This window comes from Polaromonas sp. P1_G4 (assembly GCF_056405475.1).
In genome coordinates this window covers 1-20,780 of record NZ_JBFUCA010000001.1, presented here as the reverse complement: position 1 = coordinate 20,780, position 20,780 = coordinate 1, and the positions used below count along the sequence as shown (strand labels likewise).

19 protein-coding genes are annotated in these 20,780 nt (G+C 63.8%); 13 read left to right on the top strand and 6 right to left on the bottom strand.

Features of this window, described 5'->3' with window-relative positions; all coding sequences use genetic code 11:
* Positions 1-51 precede the first annotated feature (51 nt).
* Positions 52-189, bottom strand: a complete 138-nt coding sequence (ccoS, locus tag AC1D1X_RS00095; RefSeq protein WP_431095040.1) for a cbb3-type cytochrome oxidase assembly protein CcoS — start codon at positions 187-189, stop codon at positions 52-54.
* Entirely contained in the window at positions 190-2,484 is a 2,295-nt protein-coding gene (locus AC1D1X_RS00090; RefSeq protein WP_477697646.1) for a heavy metal translocating P-type ATPase, read from the bottom strand.
* Between the two features lie 103 nt (positions 2,485-2,587).
* Between AC1D1X_RS00090 and AC1D1X_RS00085 the strand changes: the two genes are divergently transcribed.
* From AC1D1X_RS00085 to AC1D1X_RS00055, 7 genes are all read left to right on the top strand, one after another.
* Positions 2,588-3,031, top strand: a complete 444-nt coding sequence (locus AC1D1X_RS00085; protein ID WP_477697645.1) for a universal stress protein — start codon at positions 2,588-2,590, stop codon at positions 3,029-3,031.
* Between the two features lie 42 nt (positions 3,032-3,073).
* On the top strand, positions 3,074-3,496 hold the full coding sequence (locus tag AC1D1X_RS00080) for a universal stress protein (RefSeq protein WP_477668808.1): 423 nt from the start codon (positions 3,074-3,076) through the stop codon (positions 3,494-3,496).
* 27 nt (positions 3,497-3,523) lie between these two features.
* Entirely contained in the window at positions 3,524-5,005 is a 1,482-nt protein-coding gene (gene arcD / locus AC1D1X_RS00075; protein ID WP_477668809.1) for an arginine-ornithine antiporter, read from the top strand.
* Complete coding sequence (locus tag AC1D1X_RS00070; RefSeq protein WP_477668810.1) at positions 5,005-6,213, top strand: arginine deiminase; 1,209 nt, start codon at positions 5,005-5,007, stop codon at positions 6,211-6,213. The genes arcD and AC1D1X_RS00070 overlap by 1 nt, the downstream gene beginning before the upstream one ends.
* Positions 6,214-6,254: 41 nt before the next feature.
* Positions 6,255-7,253: an ornithine carbamoyltransferase gene (argF, locus tag AC1D1X_RS00065; RefSeq protein ID WP_477668811.1), complete on the top strand. Its 999-nt coding sequence runs from the start codon at positions 6,255-6,257 to the stop codon at positions 7,251-7,253.
* Positions 7,250-8,176: a carbamate kinase gene (gene arcC / locus AC1D1X_RS00060; RefSeq protein ID WP_477668812.1), complete on the top strand. Its 927-nt coding sequence runs from the start codon at positions 7,250-7,252 to the stop codon at positions 8,174-8,176. Before argF ends, arcC begins: the two co-directional genes overlap by 4 nt.
* A 163-nt stretch (positions 8,177-8,339) precedes the next feature.
* The gene (locus AC1D1X_RS00055; RefSeq protein WP_477697644.1) at positions 8,340-8,801 is read left to right on the top strand and encodes a universal stress protein; all 462 of its coding nucleotides are present in this window, start codon (positions 8,340-8,342) and stop codon (positions 8,799-8,801) included.
* Between the two features lie 109 nt (positions 8,802-8,910).
* On the opposite strand, the gene AC1D1X_RS00050 is transcribed toward AC1D1X_RS00055, so the two are convergent.
* Entirely contained in the window at positions 8,911-9,870 is a 960-nt protein-coding gene (locus AC1D1X_RS00050) for a LysR family transcriptional regulator (RefSeq protein ID WP_477668814.1), read from the bottom strand.
* Between the two features lie 75 nt (positions 9,871-9,945).
* Between AC1D1X_RS00050 and AC1D1X_RS00045 the strand changes: the two genes are divergently transcribed.
* From AC1D1X_RS00045 to AC1D1X_RS00035, 3 genes are all read left to right on the top strand, one after another.
* A complete protein-coding gene (locus AC1D1X_RS00045; RefSeq protein ID WP_477668815.1) occupies positions 9,946-10,584 on the top strand; it encodes a DsbA family protein in 639 nt (212 codons plus the stop codon).
* 63 nt (positions 10,585-10,647) lie between these two features.
* Complete coding sequence (locus AC1D1X_RS00040) at positions 10,648-11,547, top strand: MBL fold metallo-hydrolase (RefSeq protein WP_477668816.1); 900 nt, start codon at positions 10,648-10,650, stop codon at positions 11,545-11,547.
* A gap of 4 nt (positions 11,548-11,551) precedes the next feature.
* The gene (locus AC1D1X_RS00035) at positions 11,552-11,941 is read left to right on the top strand and encodes a nuclear transport factor 2 family protein (protein ID WP_477668817.1); all 390 of its coding nucleotides are present in this window, start codon (positions 11,552-11,554) and stop codon (positions 11,939-11,941) included.
* Between the two features lie 76 nt (positions 11,942-12,017).
* On the opposite strand, the gene ssb is transcribed toward AC1D1X_RS00035, so the two are convergent.
* The gene (ssb, locus tag AC1D1X_RS00030) at positions 12,018-12,509 is read right to left on the bottom strand and encodes a single-stranded DNA-binding protein (protein WP_477668818.1); all 492 of its coding nucleotides are present in this window, start codon (positions 12,507-12,509) and stop codon (positions 12,018-12,020) included.
* A 21-nt stretch (positions 12,510-12,530) separates the two neighbouring features.
* The gene (locus tag AC1D1X_RS00025; protein ID WP_477668819.1) at positions 12,531-13,766 is read right to left on the bottom strand and encodes an MFS transporter; all 1,236 of its coding nucleotides are present in this window, start codon (positions 13,764-13,766) and stop codon (positions 12,531-12,533) included.
* A 212-nt stretch (positions 13,767-13,978) separates the two neighbouring features.
* On the opposite strand from AC1D1X_RS00025, the gene uvrA reads away from it, so the two are divergent.
* Together uvrA and AC1D1X_RS00015 are read left to right on the top strand one after the other, a co-directional pair.
* Positions 13,979-17,017, top strand: a complete 3,039-nt coding sequence (gene uvrA / locus AC1D1X_RS00020) for an excinuclease ABC subunit UvrA (RefSeq protein WP_477697643.1) — start codon at positions 13,979-13,981, stop codon at positions 17,015-17,017.
* Positions 17,018-17,082: 65 nt separating this feature from the next.
* Complete coding sequence (locus AC1D1X_RS00015; protein ID WP_477697642.1) at positions 17,083-18,012, top strand: DMT family transporter; 930 nt, start codon at positions 17,083-17,085, stop codon at positions 18,010-18,012.
* On the opposite strand, the gene AC1D1X_RS00010 is transcribed toward AC1D1X_RS00015, so the two are convergent.
* On the bottom strand, positions 18,002-19,450 hold the full coding sequence (locus AC1D1X_RS00010) for an MFS transporter (protein ID WP_477668822.1): 1,449 nt from the start codon (positions 19,448-19,450) through the stop codon (positions 18,002-18,004). The two genes, AC1D1X_RS00015 and AC1D1X_RS00010, sit on opposite strands and share 11 nt — an antisense overlap.
* Positions 19,451-19,626: 176 nt before the next feature.
* Between AC1D1X_RS00010 and AC1D1X_RS00005 the strand changes: the two genes are divergently transcribed.
* Positions 19,627-20,529 carry a LysR family transcriptional regulator gene (locus tag AC1D1X_RS00005; RefSeq protein ID WP_477697657.1) on the top strand — a complete coding sequence of 301 codons (903 nt, stop codon included), beginning with the start codon at positions 19,627-19,629 and terminating at the stop codon, positions 20,527-20,529.
* The last annotated feature ends 251 nt before the right edge of the window (positions 20,530-20,780 follow it).

Sequence of the window (20,780 nt, the reverse complement as noted above, 5' to 3'; positions counted from 1 at the left end):
CTTGATGCTTCAAAGTGTCGATGCGGCGTGGGTCGCGCCATTTGATGCAAGTCAATCAGTGTGAAGAATGCGCTCGGCTTCCTGCTCAAGCGCCTCGAATTGACCTCGCCATACCGCCCAGCCCAGCGCTCCGATGATGAGCAACGCCAGTACTACAGACAGCGGAATCAGTAAAAACAGGATGTCCATTCAGTGTTCCGACACGCCGCGCGCCAGCCTCGCGGAATTGACGACCACCAGCAAGGAGCTCGCCGCCATGCCGAAGCCGGCCAGCCAGATCGGCATATAGCCCAAGATCGCCAACGGTACGCAGACCGCGTTGTAAACCGCTGCCCACAACAGGTTCTGCCGCACTACCGCCCGGGTGCGCCGCGCCTGCGCGACAAGGGCTGGCACCGTGAGCAGCCGGTTGCCGGTCATGATGAAATCCGACCTGGCCTGGGCCACCGGCACGGCCTGGCCCATGGCGACGGACACATCAGCCACGGCCAGCACCGGCCCGTCGTTCATGCCGTCGCCCACCATCATGACGCGATGGCCCTCGCGCTGAAGGCGGCGCACATGTTCCAGTTTGACCTCCGGCGTGCATTCGCCAAAGCACCATTCGATGCCGGCCCGGCGCGCAAGGTGAGCCACTGCCTGGCCAGTATCGCCCGAAAGCAGCTGCACGCGGACACCGAGTTTGAGCAAGTCGCCCACGGCCTGGGCCGCGTCGGGCCGCATCGCTTCGTCAAGCTCGAAACCCGCGAGGTAATGGTCACCGTCGGACAGATGGGCCTGCAGCACCGGCACATCACGCCCCGGTACAGGCACGCGGCAAAAAAAGGCCGACCCCAGGTAGAGGTAGTGTGGCTCGCTGCCATCCAACCGGGCGACCTTGCCGCGCAGGCCGCGACCTGTGATCTCCTCCACTTCACTGGCCACCCAATCCGTCGCGGGAAAACGGGCAGCGATGGCGCGTGAGACCGGATGCAACGAATGCCTGGCCAGCGCACCCGCCCAGTCACAGGCCTCGTCGCGATTCCCACCGGCAGGCACATGGACCATGACGACCTGCATGCGGTCTTCCGTCAGTGTGCCGGTTTTGTCGAAGATCACGGTGTCGATGGCCGCGCAGCTTTCCAGCGCCTGCAGCTTGCGCACCAGCACGCCACGCCGTGCCAACGCGCCCGCACCGGCCAGCATGGCCGCCGGCGTGGCCAGCGACAGGGCACAAGGGCAGGTCACGATGAGCACCGCAACCGCGACCGCCATCGCATGCGCCTGACCAAAAGGCCACCACCACACGGCTGCGACGGCGCTCGCCATCAGCACAGCCACCAGAAAAGGGCTGGCGATGCGGTCCACCAACTGCACCAGGCCGGGTTTTTCGACCGAGGCCTGCTCCATCAGGGCGACGATTTCGGCGTAACGGGTTTGCGGCCCAACCCGCTCAACGCGCACCAGCAACACCCCCGTGAGATTATGGCTGCCGGCGATGACGCCGTTGCCCACCCGCCGCAGCAAGGGTTTGGATTCGCCCGTCAGCAGCGACTGGTCAACGCGGCTCTCGCCACCCTCCACCGCCCCATCCGCGGGAAAGGCCTGCCCCGGCAGCACGCGAACCAGGTCGCCCGGCACGAGGCGGCGGACGGCCACCGCGCGGAAACTGCCGTCGGCTTCCTGTCGGTCCACGCTGTCCGGCAGCCGCCGCATGAGCGCGTCCAGCGCACCGGCGGTGCGGTCCCGCAGGCGCTGCTCCAGCAGCCGGCCCGAGAGCAGGARAAACACAAACATGGGCACCGAGTCATAGGAGGCATGCTCGCCCCAGGCGCTGGCCGGGTCAAAGGTCGCGGCCGTGCTGGCCCCGAAGGCAATCAGCACGCCCAGCGCCACCGGTACGTCCATGCCTATGCGCAGGTTCCGCAGGTCGCGCAGCGCCGCCGAGAAAAAAGGCCAGCAGGAAAACAGCAACACCGGCAAGGTCAGCACCCAGGAGGCCCATCCCAGAAGCGCCTGGATGTCGGGCGTGATCTCACCGGCCGGCGCAAGGTAGGCCGGCGCGGCATACATCATGACCTGCATCATGCAAAAGCCCGCCACCAGCCAGCGCCACAGCATCACGCGCTGGGCCTGTACCCTGCGGCCGGCCAGCAGCAGGTCGCCCGCCGGCAAGGCGCCGTAGCCAGCTTGGCGCAATGCCGCCATCCAGAGAGACGGGCGTGTGGCTTGCGGCCGCCATTGAAGCCGCGCCGTGGCATTAACACCGTTGACTTCGACCGTATCCACGCCGGGCAGCCTGCGGAGCACCTCCTCGATCGTGAGCGCGCAGGCCGCGCAGTGCATGCCCTCGATCACCAGGCAGGACTCCCACCAACCTTCACGCCCCGGCACCGGCCGGCTGAAGCCTTCCCATTCGGCCGGCTCGTCCAGCGCGCTCCACGCGGCGGCGTCAGGCATGGCGGGCTGCGCCGGGCCGGCGGTCAGGAAGGGTGCGGCTTGCATGACGACAGCTTAGCCAGCGCAGAGTGCCGCGCCCTTGATATGGATCAATCCAGGGTCGCAGCGGCGCTCCTAGACTGCGGCACATCAACACAGGAGAACCACCATGTACAAGCGCATTCTTGTTGCCACCGACGGCTCCRCRCTTTCCAAAAAAGCGGTCARGGASGCCRTCGMACTTGCCGCRTCSCTGGRMGCCGGYCTTGTGGCRMTCAACGTCGTGCCGCGTTATCCCATGAGCTACTTCGAAGGCGGCGCCACCATCTCGCCACAGGAAGTCGGCCGCATCGAAAAGGAATGGGCCGACAAGGGTCAGGCCGTCGCCGACGCGGTGCAGAAGTCTGCGGAGGCCGCAGGTGTCAAGGCCAAGGCCGTGATCGCCAAATCCGACCTCGTCGCCACCGCCATCCTGGCCGCGGCCAGAAAGAACAAGTGCGACCTCATCGTCATGGCATCACACGGCCGTAAAGGTCTCTCGCGCATCCTGCTCGGAAGCGAGACCCAGCAGGTACTCACGCACAGCRCCATTCCCGTGCTCGTCCTGCGTTGAATCGGCGCCGAATCCCCGCTGAAAAAGCACTTGGAGAACACCATGAAAGTCCTTCTGGCCGTTGACGGCAGCAAGTTCACAAAAAAGGCCCTCGCCTTTCTGGTCACTCACGAAACCCTGATGGGGCCCGAGGCAGAGTTGATTGTGCTCAATGTACAGATCGCTGTTCCTCCTCGCGTCAAGTCCATGGTGGGCGCCGCCACGGTACATGCCTACCACCGCGATGAAGCCCAGAAAGTGCTGGAGCCCATAGAACGCTTTCTCAAACGCCACGGCATTACTTTCCGGGCCTCCTGGGTCACCGGTACGCCGGCCACACAAATCGCGCAGGCGGTGAAGCGTGAAAAGGTGCACATGCTGGTCATGGGCACGCACGGCCACGGGTTGCTGGGCCGCGCCCTGCTCGGCAGCGTCGCCCAACGCGTGGTGGCAGACGTCGACGTGCCGGTGCTGCTGGTCAAGTAACCACTCATCTTTTACGGAAGGCATGCCATGAACACACTGTCAAATACCCGCTCCCCCGTGTCGCCGCCGCGGGCCATTCCCACCACACGGCAGGCGCAAGGCGGTTTGGGCCTGGGGCTGCTGGTCGCGCTGGTGACGGGCTCCATCATCGGCAGCGGCATTTTCGGTCTGCCGCAAAACATGGCGGCTGGCGCTGGCGCTGGCGCCATCCTGATAGGCTGGCTGGTCACGGGCGCGGGCATGCTGGTGCTGGCGCGTGTCTACCAGATGCTGGCCCTGCGAAAGCCAGAGCTGGACAACGGTGTCTACGCCTATGCGCGCGCGCTGTCGGGTGACTACATCGGCTTTAACTCGGCCTGGGGTTACTGGATCAGCGCGTGGATCGGCAATGTCGGTTACCTGGTGGCCGCCTTCGGCGCGCTCGGATATTTCTTTCCGGCTTTTGGCGAGGGCAACACGCCCGCAGCCGTGGCCGGAGCATCGATAGTCCTGTGGGTCGTGCATGCGCTGGTGCTGCGCGGCATCAACACCGCCGCCTGGGTCAACGCAATTGTCACAGTCGCCAAGGTCATTCCCTTGCTGCTGTTCATCGTGCTGGCTGCCGCCGCTTTCCAGGCACCCACCTTCAGCCTGGACTTCTGGGGCGGCGCCAAACTCGGCTCGGTGCTCGACCAGGTCAAGAGCACCATGCTGGTGACGGTGTGGGTGTTCATCGGGATTGAAGGCGCCAGCGTCTATTCGGCGCGCGCGCGGCAGCGCAAGGACGTCGGCAAGGCCACGGTGATTGGTTTTCTGATCTGCCTGGCACTGTTGATGGCCGTYTCGTTGCTGTCCCTGGGCATCTTCACGCAGCCCGAACTTGCCGGATTGAAGAATCCCTCCATGGCCAGCGTGCTTGAGAAAGCCGTGGGCACCTGGGGCGCTGTGCTGATTTATGTCGGCCTCATCGTTTCCGTCGGCGGTGGCTTCCTGGCCTGGACATTGCTCGCCGCGGAGTCGCTCTTCACACCGGCCAACAGCGGCGTGATGCCCGAATGGCTAGGCCGCCAAAGCGGCAAGGGCGTTCCGGCCAATGCCTTGTGGCTGAGCAGTGCCATGGTTCAGATCTTCCTTATTGTCACGCTGGTTTCCAAGGCTTCCTACCTGGCCCTGATCTCGCTGTCGACCGCGATGATTTTGCTGCCCTACCTCTTCAGCGCGCTTTACGGCCTGAAGGTGCTGCTGCGCGGTGAGGGCCCAACGAGGGAAGCCAACGCCGGCGGGTCCCTGGACCTGCCGGTGGCCGCGCTCGCGTCGGTGTACTGCCTGTGGCTGCTGTATGCCGCCGGCGCCAAATACCTGTTACTGAGCGCCCTGCTCTATGCCCCCGGCGCGGCCCTGTACTTCATCGCCAAACGGCAGAGCAACAAACAGCCCTTTACCGCTGGCGAGAAAGCCATGCTCGCAGCCGTGCTCGCGCTCGCAGTGGTGGCCGGCTGGATGCTCGCCACCGGTCAGTTGAGTCTGTGATGGCCGGCGTTCATTCAGAAACGGGCCGGCTGCGCAAGGTGCTGGTCTGCAGGCCGGGCCTGGCGCACATGCGGTTGACACCCGCGAACTGCCGGGACATGCTGTTTGACGACGTGATGTGGGTCGCCCAGGCCAAAAACGATCACTTTGCGTTCACCAGCGCCATGACAGAGCAAGGCGTGCAAGTGCTGGAACTGCATGACCTGTTGGCGGTCACGCTCGGCAACCCCTTGGCGCGCGATCGGCTGCTGGACCGCGAACTTGCCGGCACTGACTTTGAAGCTGCGGGGGTGCTGCGGCCCTGGCTGCAGGAACTACCACCGGCTCGCCTGGCCGAGTTCCTGATCGGCGGGCTGACGCCGGCGGACCTGCCTTTCAAGCTGCCCGGCCTCACGGCCGCCTGCGCCAGCCCATCGGACCTGCTGCTCCCCGCCCTTCCCAACACCCTTTTCACTCGCGACAGCAGTTGCTGGATTGGCGACGGTGTGGCGCTGGGATCCATGTACTGGCCCGCTCGCCGTCAGGAAAGCCTGCTCATGGCGGCGATCTTCCGCTTCCACCCTGCGTACGCCGGCAAGGTGACTGAATGGTGGGGCGACCCGGAGCAGCCGCATCCGCAGGCCACGCTGGAGGGAGGCGATGTGATGACCTTGGGCCAGGGCCTGGTGCTGATCGGCATGGGCGAGCGGACCTCGCCGCAGGCCGTGACCCAGCTCGCGCGCAACCTGTTTGCCCGCGGCGCCGCAACCCGCGTGCTGGCTGCCCAGTTGCCCAAATCACGCGGCGCGATGCACCTGGACACGGTGCTGACCTTTTGCGACCGGGATCTGGTGACTGTGTTCCCGGATATTGTGCAGGCCGTACGTGTGTTCAGCCTCAGACCCGGCGATGAACCAGGCTCACTCGACGTCAGGGCGGAAGCCGAACCATTTCTCGACGTCCTCGCACAAGCCCTGGGCCTGCCGAAGTTGCGGGTCGTCGCCACCGGCGGCAACGCCTACGAGGCGGAACGCGAACAGTGGGACGACGGCAATAACGTGCTGGCGCTGTCGCCCGGTGTGGTCATGGCCTACAACCGCAACACCCACACCAACACCTTGCTGCGCAAGGCCGGCGTCGAAGTCATCACCATCCCCAGCGGTGAGCTGGGGCGTGGCCGCGGCGGCAGCCACTGCATGTCCTGCCCGATTGAGCGCGACGCCGCCTGATCCTTTCCCGCCATTGAGGCATCCACGAAAGACGGCCATTCATGAGCTTCAATCTTCACAACCGCAGCCTGCTGGACCTCAAGGATTTCTCCCCGCGGGACATCCGTTTCCTGCTGGACCTGGCCGCCGAGCTCAAGCGCTCCAAATATGCAGGAAACGAGCTCGCCCGCCTCAAGGGCAAAAACATCGCGCTGATTTTCGAGAAAGCCTCCACCCGCACGCGCTGCGCCTTCGAAGTCGCAGTGCACGACCAGGGTGGCCATGTGACCTACATCGACCCGGTCAGTTCGCAGCTGGGGCACAAGGAGTCTCTCAAGGACACTGCCCGGGTGTTGGGCAGGCTATATGACGGCATCGAGTACCGCGGCTTTCACCAGACGGTGGTGGAAGAAATCGCGCGCTTCTCGCACGTCCCGGTCTGGAACGGGCTCACGGATGAGTCGCACCCGACCCAGGTGCTGGCAGACCTGCTGACGATGCAGGAGTTCGGCGAAAAGCCGCTGCACGAACTGTCCTTTTGCTACCTGGGCGACGCCCGCTTCAACATGGGCTGTTCGCTGCTGGTGGGCGGCACGCAGATGGGCATGGACGTGCGCATCGCCGCTCCCGCGGCACTGATGCCACCGCCCGAACTGGTGAGCGAAATGCGAGAACTGGCCAGGACAACAGGCGCGCGCATCACCCTCAGCAACGATCCAACCGAAGCGGTCAAGGGCGCGGACTTTCTCTACACCGACGTCTGGGTGTCCATGGGTGAGCCCGACGACACCTGGAAACTGCGCATCGAGCAACTACTGCCCTTCCAGGTCAACAGCGCCCTGATGAAGGCCACCGGCAAGCCGAGGACCCGCTTCATGCATTGCCTGCCGGCCTTTCACAACCTGGATACTGAAGTGGGACGTCAGATCCACGAGCGCTACGGCCTCAGCGAAATCGAGGTGACCGATGAGGTCTTTGAGTCCGATGCGTCCGTTGTGTTTACGCAGGCGGAAAACCGCATGCACACCATCAAGGCCGTACTCGTGGCCACCCTCGCATGAAGCTGGTCGTGGCGCTGGGCGGCAATGCCTTGCTGCGCCGGGGCCAGTCACTCAGCGCGCAGCACCTGCTGGAAAACATCCAGGGCGTGGCGGCCCAATTGGCCCGCGTCGCACTGCAGCATGAATTGGTGGTGACGCATGGCAACGGGCCGCAAATAGGCCTGCTGGCCCTGCAGAACTCGGCCTACGCGGCAGTGGCGCCCTATCCACTCGATATCCTGGGCGCGCAAACCGAAGGCATGATCGGCTACCTGCTGGAGCAGGAACTCGCCAACCATCTTCCACCCGGGCGCCCCGTGGTCACCCTGCTCACGCGCGTGGAAGTCGATCCAGCCGACCCGGCTTTCGGGAAACCCACCAAACCTATAGGGCCTGTCTATACGGAAGAAGAAGCAGGACGGCTTGCGCAAGCCATGCACTGGCATGTTGCGCCGGACGGGGCAGGCTTCAGGCGCGTCGTGGCTTCGCCTCTCCCAACATGTGTGCTGGGCATGGACCCGATCCGCTGGCTGCTGCAGCATGAGGCGGTGGTGATCGCCGCGGGTGGTGGCGGCATCCCGGTGGTGCGCGCTGCCGGCGGGCGTTCTCTTCAAGGCATCGACGCCGTGATCGACAAGGACCTGACAGGCGCCCTGCTCGCGCACGAACTGGGGGCCGACTGCCTGGTGATTGCCACTGACGTGGATGCGGTCTATCTTGACTGGGGAACGCCGTCGCAGCGCGCCGTTGGCAAGGTGAGGCCGCAGGAACTGCTAGACCATAGCTTCCCTGCAGGCTCCATGGGCCCCAAAGTGCAGGCCGCCACCGGTTTTGTGTCCAAGTCCGGCAAGAAGGCGCTCATAGGCTCACTGACCCAAATCGAGGAGATGCTGGCGGGCCGGGCCGGTACCGAGGTCAGCCCCCACGGAGACACCGCGGACTAAGACCCGGTTATTACAGCCAATGCGTGGAGCGCAGCAAATCGATTGGCCTGCGCCTGGAAGCCCCACCGTCCGTCGCGAATCCATCCACATTGACCCGCATCAACATGCGGCTCCCAAAAATCGCCACCATGGATGACGTTTCAACTCACATGAGGCATTCACCATGTTCAAGCGAATCCTGATTCCTGTGGRTGGCAGCGACACTTCCAACAAGGCCCTTGTCGCCGGCCTGGCGATGGCGCGCGAGACCAGTGCCAGCGTACGGCTGCTGCACGCCTTCAATGAGGCAGCTTATCTGGGCGGAGTCGACCCCTATGGCACCTGGTCGGCTGATCTGGTTGGCATGATGCGCGAGAGCGGCGCCAAGGTCCTGACGGATGCCACGGCCATCGCCGAATCGGCCGGGGTCACGGCAAGCCAGGTGCTTTGTGATGAACCGGGCAAGCGCCTGGGAGAGTCGGTGGCAGAGGCGGCCAGGCTCTGGGGCGCCGATCTCATCGTGGTCGGCTCCCACGGCCGACGCGGCCTGGGGCGGGTGCTGCTGGGCAGTGGCGCCGAGCAGATCCTGAGGCTGGCGCCGGTGCCTGTTCTGGTCGTCCGCGATTCACCGTCAGCGCAGGCTTAAACGAAAAATAGCTGCAAGGCATGAAAAACGTGCGCGAATAGCTATCAAAACAATAGCACTCCTCGGAGCGGAATATCGTCGCCATGTCGACCACGCGCCAGGCCGGGCGTCAGCTTTCATTTGACGCGCTGGCGGCCTGCCGTTGTTGTTCTCTGTCTGCCAGCAAGTCGACAAAGGCACGGACCTTCGCGGGACGAAAGCGCGCGGCCGGAAACACGGCATGGATGCCGCCAGAAGGCAGGCGCCATTGCGGCAGGACCTGTATGAGACGGCCGGCCGCAAGATCACCCGCTACCGCATAGTCCGGCAGCACCGAAAGCCCCGCGCCGTGGAACACGGCTTCGCGCACGGCAAGCGTGGCGTCGAGAAAAATCGAGGCCTGCACGCTAACGGCCTGGCGCTCACCCTCGTTGAGCGAGAAATTCCATGTCAGGTGGTCGCGAAGAGCGGTGTTGGCGATGAAGGGAAGGCCGGCGATCTCTTGCGGGGCGGTCAGCCGCGCCAATTGCGGCTTCATGGCCGGCGACGCCACGAGCAGTTGCCGGAAAGAACCAATTTTTCGCGCCTGCAGGCTGGTTTCAGCAAGCCAGCCGACACGTATCGCCAGTTCGATGTTGCCCGACATGAGGTCCAGCGTCTGGTCGGTGAGGACGGCATCGACCTTGCACGCGGAGTAGCGCCGGGTAAAGGCGGCGATGGCAGGCACCACCACGCCGACACCATAGTCGAAAGGCGCGGTGAGCCGCAGCATGCCGGACGGCTCCGCCGAGGTTTCGGCAAGGTCGTCGAAGGCGTCCCCGGCCTCGCGCAGAATCAGTGCGCAACGCAGGTAGAAGGCTTGCCCCAGTTCGGTGGGCTGCACCTTGCGTGTGGTGCGGACGAGCAGCGATGTCCGGAATTCACGCTCCAGCCGCGCAACCTGCTGGCTGACCACGGCCTTGGTGATCCCCAAGCGATCCGCAGCCGCGGTGAAGGAGCCGGTTTCCACCACCGCCGCAAAGTAGGCCAGGCGCCTCAGGTTTCCCAGTCCGCCGAGGCCGCCCTCGTCTTGATTGTTTGCTTTAAACATACATTGTGTTTATCAGAGATGTATTTAACAGTCAATGGATAGTGCCTACGATCACAGCCAGTGAGCAAAAAACCCATGACCAAAACCCTCCATTACCTGTTCGACCCGCTGTGCGGCTGGTGCTACGGCGCCATGCCGGCGCTCTCCGCATTGGCTGAAACTCCCGCTGTCCGCATCGAACTGCTGCCGACCGGGCTGTTCGCGGGCGAGGGCGCACGGCCCATGAACAGTGACTTCGCCGCCTATGCCTGGTCCAACGACCAGCGCATCGAGCGCCTGACGGGGCAAGGCTTCAGCGAGCAGTATCGCGAGCGGGTTCTCGGTGACCACCAACGGCTGTTTGACAGCGGCCCCGCCACGCTGGCGCTCACGGCCGTGTCATTGACGGCACCGGCTCGGGAACTGGAAGCCCTCAAGGCGATCCAGACTGCACGCTATGTGGATGGCCAGGACACGACCTCGCTGGAAACGCTGGCCGCCCTTCTGCAAGGGCTGGGGCTTGAGCAGGCCGCCGCAATGGTGGACAAGCCTGATGAAGATCTTCTCTCGGCCAACCGGGCCCGCATGGATCGCGCCCAGGCCTTGATGCGGGAGTTCGGCGCACACGGCGTGCCTACGCTGGTAGCCGAATCCGGCGCGCAGCGCTGGGTCTTGAATAACGCCGATTTTTATTCCAACCCGAGCGCGCTGGCAGGCGAGCTCGAGGCTGCTTGAGCCCGGCACCGCCTCCACCCCCACAACCCATTTCAGTTAACTGTTCAAGAAGAAGGAAAAACCATGACAACACGAAGAGAAGCAATCAAAACTGTAGCCGGCGCGGCTGTCGCGACGGCCATCTTAGGAGTGAAAAGCGCTATGGCTGCAAATACCAACCTGACCTGGAAACACTTTCCCGCCGGCGAACACGGATTCTTCCGTGCCCCGGTGCTGATCTCCGGCGAACGCGAGGCTGTCCTCATCGACGGGGGCTTTACGCTTCCCGACGGCAAGGCATTGGCCGAGGCCATCAAGGCCACCGGCAAAAAGCTCACGACCATCTACATCAGCCAGAGCGATCCCGACTACTACTTCAGCCTGGCGCCCATCAAGGCGGCGTTTCCCGACGCCAAGGTGATTGCGGCACCGGCCACGATCACGGCCATCAAGGGCAACGTGGAAAAGAAACTGGCAACCTGGGGCCCCCAGCTCAAGGAGAACGGCCCACAGGCGCTGGCGGACATCGTGATGCCCGAAGCCTTCGACGGCCGGTCGCTCACGCTGGAAGGCCAGACCCTCGAAATCGCCGATGCCGATGGCTTGGCCAACCGCCGCTACATCTGGGTGCCTTCGCTGAACGCCATCTTCGGCGGCGTGCTGCTGTTCTCCGGTGTTCACGTGTGGACCGCCGACACGCAGGGCGCCGAGGGCCGTGCCACATGGGTGAAGGCGCTTGACGCCATGGCCGCGCGCAAACCCGCGGTGGTGGTCCCCGGCCACATGGCGGTCACGGCGGCGGTGGACGCAAGCGCGATCAAATACACGCGCGACTACCTCGTGGCTTTCGAGGAAGAGCTGGCCAAGGCCGCGGACAGCGCCGCCCTCATCGCGGCGATGACCAAGCGTTATCCGAATGCCGGCATGGGCGTGGCCCTGCAGATCGGCGCCAAAGTCGCCAAGGGCGAGATGAAGTGGGGTTGAGGCCATGATGTCGAATATCGACATCGTCCGTGCCCACTACGCGGCGTCGGCCCAGGGAAACATCCAGGAGATGATGGCCCATGTCTCGCCCCAGGTACGCTGGACCGAGATGGCAGGCTTCCCCTGCGCGGGCACCTGGGTCGGGCCTCAAGCGGTTGTCGACAACGTCTTTGCCGTGCTGGGCAGGGACTGGATCGGCTATCGCTTCGAACTGCAAAGCCTCATCGACGGTGGTGACCACATCCTCGGGGTGGGGACCTACCACGGCACTTACCGCGCCACGGGAAAGGACATGCAGGCCCGTGTGGCCCATGTCTGGCACCTGCGGGACGGGAAGGTCGTGGCCTTTGAGCAGTTCACGGACACGCTGCTAGTCCGTCAGGCGATGAGCTGATCATCCGGACGCCTGCAAACGAAAAGCCCACTCTCCTCTCGAAGAGTGGGCCTCCATCGACAAAGACTGTTCGTATTTAGAACGGGATATCGTCGTCCATGTCGTCAAAGCCGCTGGCGGCCTTGGCTGCCGGGGCGGGCCGCGGTGCGGCGGCCTGTGGACGTGCCGCAGGTGCGGACTGGCGCGGCGCTTCATAACCGCCGCCGTCATCACCGCCGGGGCCGCCCATGCCCTGACGGCTGCCCAGCATCTGCATCTGGTCGGCACGGATTTCGGTGGTGTACTTTTCCTGGCCGTCCTTGTCGGTCCACTTGCGCGTGCGCAGGCTRCCTTCGACATAGACCTGCGAGCCTTTGCGCAGGTACTGGCCAACGATTTCAGCCAGACGGCCGTTGAACACCACGCGGTGCCATTCGGTGGCCTCCTTCATTTCACCCGTCTGCTTGTCCTTCCACTTGTCAGTGGTGGCAATGGTGACGTTGGCGACCTGGTCACCGCTGGGGAAGCTGCGCATTTCGGGGTCCCGGCCCAGATTGCCGACGACGATAACTTTATTGACGGATGCCATGGGGTGTTCTCCTGATCTAACTTAGAGTTTAACTGGCTGGCCCGGTGCGGCGCCGTGGCCGCCTGTAACAGCGGCGGGCCCGTGCCGGCCAGGCGCTGTCATGGGCCAGGCGACCAATAGCCATAGCAGCATCAGGCCGCCGCACACCGCAAAAAGCCCCTCAGCCCCCTGCGTTTTTGTGATCCAGCCGCCGACGGCCCCGCCGGCAAAAAACCCCAGCGACTGCAAGGTGTTGTAAACCCCGAGCGCAGCGCCGCGGGCATGGGCTGGCGCCACCCGGGAGGCCAGGCTGGGCTGGGTGGCTTCGAGGACGTTGAAACCGCAAAAAAACAGGAACAGCAGCACGGCCAGAATGCCCAGACTGGCCGGCGCCGAGGTAGACGATGCCACCCAAAGCAAGCCCAGCTGAACCAGCAGGACCAGGCCGACAGCCCCCAGGAACACGGCACGCAGATAGCCCCGTTTTTCCAGCGGAAACAGCGTAGCTCCCATCACCCCAAAAGAGGCCAGCACCGCCGGCAGGTAGACCTGCCAATGCGCGGCCTTGTCGAGCCCGGCATTCACCAGCAAAGCCGGGATCGCCACCCACATGGCCAGCTGCACGGCATGCAGCACGAACACGCCGAAATTCAGCCGCAGCAGCGCGGTGTCCTTCAGCACCTCCGCCACGCTGCCGCGCGGCCGGTTGACGTGCTCCACCGGTTCGGGTGGCACCCACCAGACGACCACGGCAATGCCGCCCAGTGCCAGCGCGCCAGTCAGGGCAAACAGCCCGTGCAGGCCGATAGCGCCGGCGAGCAGGGGTGCGGCCAGCAGCGAAAGCGCAAACATCAGGGCAATGCTGCCGCCCACCAGCGCCATGGCCTTGGTACGCACTTCGTCGCGGGTGGAATCGGCCAGCAGCGCCGTAACGGCAGCCGAAATGGCCCCCGCCCCCTGCAACGACCGGCCGGCGATCAGCCAGTTCAGGTCGGGCGCCCAGGCGGCGATCAGGCTGCCAAGCGCAAAAATGACCAGGCCGGAAACAATGACACGCTTGCGCCCCCACCAGTCCGAAGCGATCCCAAAGGGAATTTGCAGGATGCCCTGCGTCAGGCCATAAATACCCATGGCCAGGCCAATCCGGGCCGGGTCATCGCCCCCCGGGTATTTGGCCGCCTCCAGCGCAAACACCGGCAGCACCAAAAAGAGGCCGAGCATGCGAAGCGCAAAGATCGACGCCAGCGAAACGCTGGCGCGCCGCTCGGTAGCGGTCATGGGAAACGACATGGGGGCTGTAGGCGCAGTCAAGGGGATTAAAAGGGCAAAAGCGGCCAAAAAATAGCTAGAAAAGCTCCAAAACAGGGCAATAACCCGGGATTGACCGACTGGGAGCGGCAAGCCCACGGCAGCCCGTGGCTTGCCCAGCCGGCTATTGTGCTTGAAACGGTGCTTCGGTCTATGATGGAGAGTTTTGCGGCTGCCACATCTTGAACTCTCCTGACGACAGCAAATACCTTGCCAAAGTGCTCGCGGCCCAGCGGATCAGCATCCGCGGCGCGCGCACGCACAACCTTAAAAATATCGATCTCGATATTCCGCGCAACCAGCTGGTGGTGATTACCGGCTTGAGCGGTTCGGGCAAGTCGTCTCTCGCCTTTGACACGCTGTACGCCGAAGGCCAGCGCCGCTACGTTGAGAGCCTCTCCACCTATGCGCGGCAGTTCCTGCAGCTCATGGACAAGCCCGACGTGGACATGATCGAAGGCCTGTCGCCTGCGATCTCCATCGAACAGAAGGCCACCTCGCACAACCCGCGCTCCACCGTGGGTACGGTCACTGAAATCCACGATTACCTGCGCCTGCTGTTTGCGCGGGCCGGCACGCCATATTGCCCAAACCACGACCTGCCGCTGCAGGCCCAAAGCGTCAGCGAAATGGTCGACACGGTGCTGGCCCTGCCCGAAGACACCAAGCTGATGATCCTGGCGCCGGTGGCGCGCGACCGCAAGGGCGAATTCGTGGACGTGTTTGCCGAGATGCAGTCGCAAGGCTATGTGCGCTTTCGCGTCGACGGCACGGCCTATGAGTTTGACGACCTGCCCAAGCTCAAAAAAACCGAGAAGCACAACATCGATGTGGTGATTGACCGCATCAAGGTTCGCGCGGACCTGCAGCAACGCCTGGCCGAAAGCTTTGAGGCCGCGCTTCGCCTGGCCGACGGCAAAGCGATTGCCATGGAAATGGACACCGCCAAAGAGCACCTCTTCAGCGCGAAGTTTTCCTGCCCGRTGTGCGACTACTCGCTAAGCGAAATGGAGCCACGGCTCTTCTCTTTCAACTCACCCGTCGGCGCCTGCCCCACCTGTGACGGCCTGGGCCATATGGAATTTTTCGACCCGGCGCGCGTGGTGGCCTTTCCGTCGCTGAGCCTGGCCAGCGGCGCCGTCAAGGGCTGGGACCGGCGCAATGGCTACTACTTCTCGATGCTTGAGAGCCTGGCAAAGCACTACAAATTCGACATCGACGCTGCCTTTGAGAACCTGCCCGACAACGTGCGGCAGGTTGTTCTGTACGGCTCGGGCGAGGAAGAAATCAAGTTCAGCTACGTGATGGATTCGGGCAACTTTGCCGGCAAGAAGATCGCAAAGAAGCATCCTTTCGAAGGCGTCATCACCAACTTCGAGCGGCGCTACCGCGAAACCGACTCTGCCGCCGTGCGCGAAGAACTGTCCCGCTATCGCAGTGTGCAGCCCTGCCCTGACTGCGAAGGGACGCGCCTGCGCACCGAGGCACGCCACGTGTACCTGGTGAGCGCGCCTGAAGACGGCGTTGACGCATCGGTGACCGATGGCACCAAGCCTGGGCGCAAGGCGATCTATGAAATCAGCCACTCAACGTTACGCGAGAGTTTCGGGTATTTCAACACGCTGAAAATGCAGGGCGCCAAGGCCGAAATTGCAGCCAAGGTAGTGCGCGAGATCGGCCTGCGCCTGAAGTTCCTCAACGACGTGGGCCTCAACTACCTCAGCCTGGATCGCAGCGCGGAGACACTGTCGGGTGGCGAGTCCCAGCGCATCCGCCTGGCCTCGCAGATCGGTTCGGGCCTGACCGGCGTGATGTACGTGCTCGACGAACCCAGCATCGGCCTGCACCAGCGCGACAACGACCGCCTGATCGGCACGCTCAAGCATTTGCGCGACATCGGCAACAGCGTGCTGGTGGTCGAGCACGACGAAGACATGATCCGCGCGGCCGACCATGTGATCGACATGGGACCGGGTGCCGGCATCCACGGCGGGCGCGTGATGGCGCAAGGCACATTTGACGAAGTCAAGAACAACCCCGACTCGCTCACGGGCCAGTACCTGGCGCAAACACTGAAGATCGCCGTACCCAAACGCCGCACGCCCTGGCTGCCGACGGTCAAGGCGGTGGAAGCGGCGGAGAAAAAGAAAGCCTCGCGCTTTCCGCAAAGCCCGGCGGCCGAGCGCCGCGCCGCGCGCGAAGCGATCCACCAGGCCACGCTGGGCGACATGCAGGCCTTGCGCGTCGTCAACGCCACCGGCCATAACCTCAAAGGCGTGAGCGTCGAATTCCCGGTGGGCCTGTTGACCTGCGTAACCGGTGTCTCCGGCTCTGGGAAGTCCACACTGGTCAACGACACGTTGTATGCGGCCGTGGCGCGCACGCTGTACCGCGCCCATGAAGAGCCTGCGCCGCACGAAGCGATAGAAGGCATCGAGCATTTCGACAAGGTCATCAACGTTGACCAGTCGCCCATCGGCCGCACGCCGCGCAGCAACCCGGCCACCTACACCGGCCTCTTCACACCGATCCGCGAGCTGATGGCCGAAATGAATACCGCGCGCGAGCGCGGCTACGGCGCCGGGCGATTCAGCTTCAACGTGGCCGGCGGCCGCTGCGAAGCCTGCCAGGGCGACGGCGTGGTCAAGGTCGAAATGCACTTCCTGCCCGACGTGTACGTGCCCTGCGATGTCTGCAAGGGCATGCGCTACAACCGCGAAACACTGGAAGTGCAATACAAGGGCAAGAACATCGCGCAGATCCTGGACCTGACCGTCGAGGTGGCCGCCGAGTTCTTCAAGGCGGTGCCGACGATTGCGCGCAAGCTGCACACCCTGCTCGACGTGGGCCTTTCCTACATCAAGCTGGGCCAGGCCGCGACCACGCTCTCGGGCGGCGAGGCACAGCGCGTCAAGCTTGCGCTGGAATTGAGCAAACGCGACACCGGCCGCACGCTGTACATCCTCGATGAACCGACGACCGGCCTGCACTTTGCCGACATCGATTTGCTGCTCRAGGTATTGCACCAGCTGCGCGACGCGGGCAACACGATTGTGGTGATCGAGCACAACCTGGATGTCATCAAGACGGCCGACTGGCTGATCGACATGGGCCCCGAGGGTGGCGCCGGCGGTGGCACGGTGGTGGGCGTGGGTACGCCGGAAGACATCGCTGCCAATTCGGCCAGCCATACCGGGCGGTACCTGGCGCGCCTGCTCTGAGTTTCCCTGCCACGTCCAGGTGCCTGCCGCGCCCGGACGCGGCCTTCTTTTCACGGAATCCCGGTTTGAACAGCTCCACCTTCTTCACCCAGCGCAAGGTCGTTTTTCTGCTGGCCTCCTTGTGCTGCCTGCTCTGGGGCAGCGCCTATCCGGCCATCAAGAACGGCTATGCGCTGTTTCATATTGCGGCCGACGACATTCCCTCCAAGCTGGTGTTTGCGGGCTGGCGCTTTATTTTTGCCGGCCTGGTGCTGCTGGTGTTTGCGGTCATCAGCAAGAAGCCGGTGTTCCAGCTGGACCGCCGCACCTTCGGCCAGGTGACGCTGGTGGGCCTCACGCAGACGAGCCTGCAGTATGTGTTCTTCTACATCGGCCTGGCGTACGCCACCGGCGTGAAGAGCTCGATCATGAATGCAACGGGCACCTTCTTCAGCGTGCTGCTGGCGCATTACATCTACAAGAATGACCGGCTCAGCTTCAACAAGGTGCTGGGCTGCATGGTGGGCTTTGCCGGCGTGATGGTGGTGAACTTCAGCGAAGGCCTATTGACCTTCGACTTCACGCTGCTGGGCGAAGGCTTTGTGGTGATCGCCGCTTTTGTGCTGTCGGCCGCCAGTATTTACGGCAAGAAGGTGTCGCAGCGCGTGGATTCGGTGGTACTGACAGGCTGGCAATTGGCCATAGGCGGCCTGGCGCTGCTGCTGATCGGTGTTGCTACCGGCGGAACATTGAGGGGTTTCACGCGTCAGTCCACCCTGTTGATGGTTTACCTCGTGGTGCTGTCGTCCGCGGCGTTCTCGCTGTGGACGATTTTGCTGAAGTACAACCGCGTGAGCATGATCACGGTGTTCAATTTCATGGTGCCGATTTTTGGGACACTGCTGTCGGCGGTGTTTCTGGATGAGCGCTTCCTGGAGTGGAAAAACGGCCTGGCCTTGTTGCTGGTTTGTTATGGGATCTGGCTGGTGACGAAAGAAGAGAAAGTTAGCGGCTGAGCCTGGGTTTTGCGCGCATGCGGCCCCCGGCAGCGATGGCGATGGCGATTGCGATGACAACCAGCACCGCCGCAACCGCGAACGTGACCTGCATGCCGGTGGCAACAGCCCCGGCACCCGCGGTCGTGATGTCCGGCGCTGAGGCAAACGCGAACACGGCCCCCATCGCGGAGGCCCCGGTCATGAGCCCCAGATTGCGCGACAGGTTGAGCATGCCGGAAATGACACCCCGCTGGTCCGAAGGAATATCCGTCATGACAGCGGTGTTGTTGGCGGCCTGGAACAGCTGATATCCCGGGGTCAGGATAAAGATGGCGGCCACGTAGCCCGCAACACCGAACATCGCTGGAAGCGCGGCCAGCGCCGCCGCGCCGGTGGCCACGGCGATGAGCCCGGCGACGGCCATGAACGGCGCACCCAGGCGGTCCACCATGCGGCCGGCCGGGACGCCGCTCAATGCTGAAATGACGGGGCCGACCGACATGACGATACCGACCAGCGCGGCGTTGAGCCCGAGACCACGGGACAGATAAAACGGCCCGACCACAAGCGTCGCCATCATCACGGTCGCAACGAGCGTGTTCATGGCGAGGCTTGCGCTCAAGCCTGGAGCGCGGAACGTCGCGAGCCGGACCAGAGGGGATTTCGCTCTCGATTCGACGAGCACGAAAAAGCTGGCGCCGATAACAGCCGCCAGCAGCAGCGCCATGTTGATCGGACCGAAATGGCCGCGCCCCGTTGTCATGGCCAAGGCGTAGGCCGCGAGTGTCAAGGCCAGCAGCAGTGTGCCCAGGCGATCAAAGCGGGGACGATCTGCCTTCCGCTCCTTGCGATCAACGGGCAAGTAGCGATGCACCAGGAAAAAAGTCAGGATTCCCAGCGGTACGTTGACGAAGAACAGGGCCTGCCAGCCCGATACAGCAATCAGGACACCGCCCAGCGATGGCCCCAGCGCGGTGCCGACCGCAGACATGGTGCCGAGCAGCCCCATGGCACTGCCGGTTCTGGCCTTAGGAACCGCCTCGCCGACAAACGCCATAGTGAGCGCCATCATCACGGCCGCCCCCAGGCCTTGCACAGCCCGGGCGGCAACCAGCAGCCAGAGCGTCGGCGCGATGCCGCACAGGACCGAGGCCACCGAGAACAGGAAGATGCCAGCCAGCAGCAACCGCCGGCGCCCCATCAGGTCCCCCAGCCGTCCGGCACTGACGATCAGGGCGGTGATGGACAGCAGGTAAGCCAGGACCACCCACTGCACTTCCTGAAAAGAGGCGTTGAACGCCTGGGCCAGCGCCGGCAAACCCACGTTGGCGATGCTGGTGCCGAGCGAGGACAGCAGCATGGACAGTGAAAGGCTGGCCAGCACCCATCGGACCGGCGGCGCCGGTTCCGCGTTGGCGTTTGTTGATGGAACAGTGGGTGCAATGGGAGTGGTCAAGATAGTCCAGTGGGCAAAGTGGGCAAGCGGGTAAACAGGTAGAGGGGGTCGTGGTTCCCCGAAATGGAGCTCTCTGGGAGCGTAGTTCTTTACCTGGCATGGCGGAAGACGCATCATTTGCACTTTATGAGTGCGTTTAACGCCATCTCATGGCCAAATTGCGCTATGGTCGATGCATGGCTGCGCCCGATTTCAACCTTCTTGTCACCCTGGATGTGCTGCTCGCGGAAGGCAGCGTGGCGGGCGCAGCCCGGCGCCTGCGGCTGAGCCCGTCAGCGATGAGCCGGGCGCTGGCCCGATTGCGCGAAACAACCGGCGACCCGCTGCTGGTCAGGGCTGGACGCGGCCTTGTTCCCACACCGCGGGCCGTCGAACTCCGTGAGCGCGTCAGTCAGCTTGTGCAAGACGCAGAAGCGGTGCTGCGCCCCGCCAAAAAGCTCAAGCTCAAACAGCTGGTCCGCACGTTCACGCTGCGCACGCGCGAAGGTTTTGTGGAGAACTTCGGGCCAGAGCTTATTGCACGCGTCGCGAATGAAGCACCCGGCGTACGGCTGTGCTTCGTACAGAAGCTCGACAAGGACAGCACRCMGCTTCGCGACGGGACCGTCGACCTTGAAACCGGCGTKGTGGGAAAGACGGCGGCACCGGAGCTGCGGGTGCAGGCCTTGTTCCGGGACCGGTTCGTCGGCGTCGTGCGAATGGGACACCCGCTGGGCGAGGGAGAGATCACGCCCGCCCGCTACGCCGCCGGCAGGCATATCGACGTCTCGCGGCGGGGCCAGGGCAAGGGGCCGGTGGATGAAGCCTTGCACCCATTCGGGCTCGAAAGGGAGATCGCCACCATCGTCGGCGGCTTTGCGGCGGCACTGGCACTGGCCCGGTCTTCCGACTTGATCGCCACGGTTCCCGAACGGCATACCGGGAACCTGCGCGCCGGAATGCACAGTTTTGCGCTGCCGGTCTCCACGCCGGAGATCACGGTGTCATTGCTCTGGCATCCGCGGCTGGATGCGGATCCTGGGCATCGGTGGCTACGGGGGTGTGTTCGGGAGGTTTGTGTGAGGCGGCCCCTCGCCTGATCGAGCGGTTGGTGATGTTGTGGCCGAGCTCTTTGCTGAGTCTTGCTGGCCGGGGGTTGCCCGRCATGCAACTCACTTTCTTTTGCTTCGCCAAAAGAAAGTAAGCAAAGAAAAGGCGACCCTGGTTCCTGCGTCCCTTCGCTACGCTACGGGCAACCTGCGGTGCTCGGGCCAGCCGGGGTCAAAAACAACTCGCCTGCGGCTCAAACAAGTTTTTGCCCTGATCCGTCTGGACCTCCGCTCCTCGGTGC

Bases quoted from the DNA above. Each gene is read 5' to 3' on its own strand.
- ccoS (WP_431095040.1), bottom strand. From the start codon at position 189: ATGGACATCCTGTTTTTACTGATTCCGCTGTCTGTAGTACTGGCGTTG.
- AC1D1X_RS00080 (WP_477668808.1), top strand. From the start codon at position 3,074: ATGAAAGTCCTTCTGGCCGTTGACGGCAGCAAGTTCACAAAAAAGGCC.
- AC1D1X_RS00070 (WP_477668810.1), top strand. From the start codon at position 5,005: ATGGCCGGCGTTCATTCAGAAACGGGCCGGCTGCGCAAGGTGCTGGTC.
- argF (WP_477668811.1), top strand. From the start codon at position 6,255: ATGAGCTTCAATCTTCACAACCGCAGCCTGCTGGACCTCAAGGATTTC.
- arcC (WP_477668812.1), top strand. From the start codon at position 7,250: ATGAAGCTGGTCGTGGCGCTGGGCGGCAATGCCTTGCTGCGCCGGGGC.
- AC1D1X_RS00050 (WP_477668814.1), bottom strand. From the start codon at position 9,870: ATGTTTAAAGCAAACAATCAAGACGAGGGCGGCCTCGGCGGACTGGGA.
- AC1D1X_RS00045 (WP_477668815.1), top strand. From the start codon at position 9,946: ATGACCAAAACCCTCCATTACCTGTTCGACCCGCTGTGCGGCTGGTGC.
- AC1D1X_RS00040 (WP_477668816.1), top strand. From the start codon at position 10,648: ATGACAACACGAAGAGAAGCAATCAAAACTGTAGCCGGCGCGGCTGTC.
- AC1D1X_RS00035 (WP_477668817.1), top strand. From the start codon at position 11,552: ATGATGTCGAATATCGACATCGTCCGTGCCCACTACGCGGCGTCGGCC.
- AC1D1X_RS00025 (WP_477668819.1), bottom strand. From the start codon at position 13,766: ATGACCGCTACCGAGCGGCGCGCCAGCGTTTCGCTGGCGTCGATCTTT.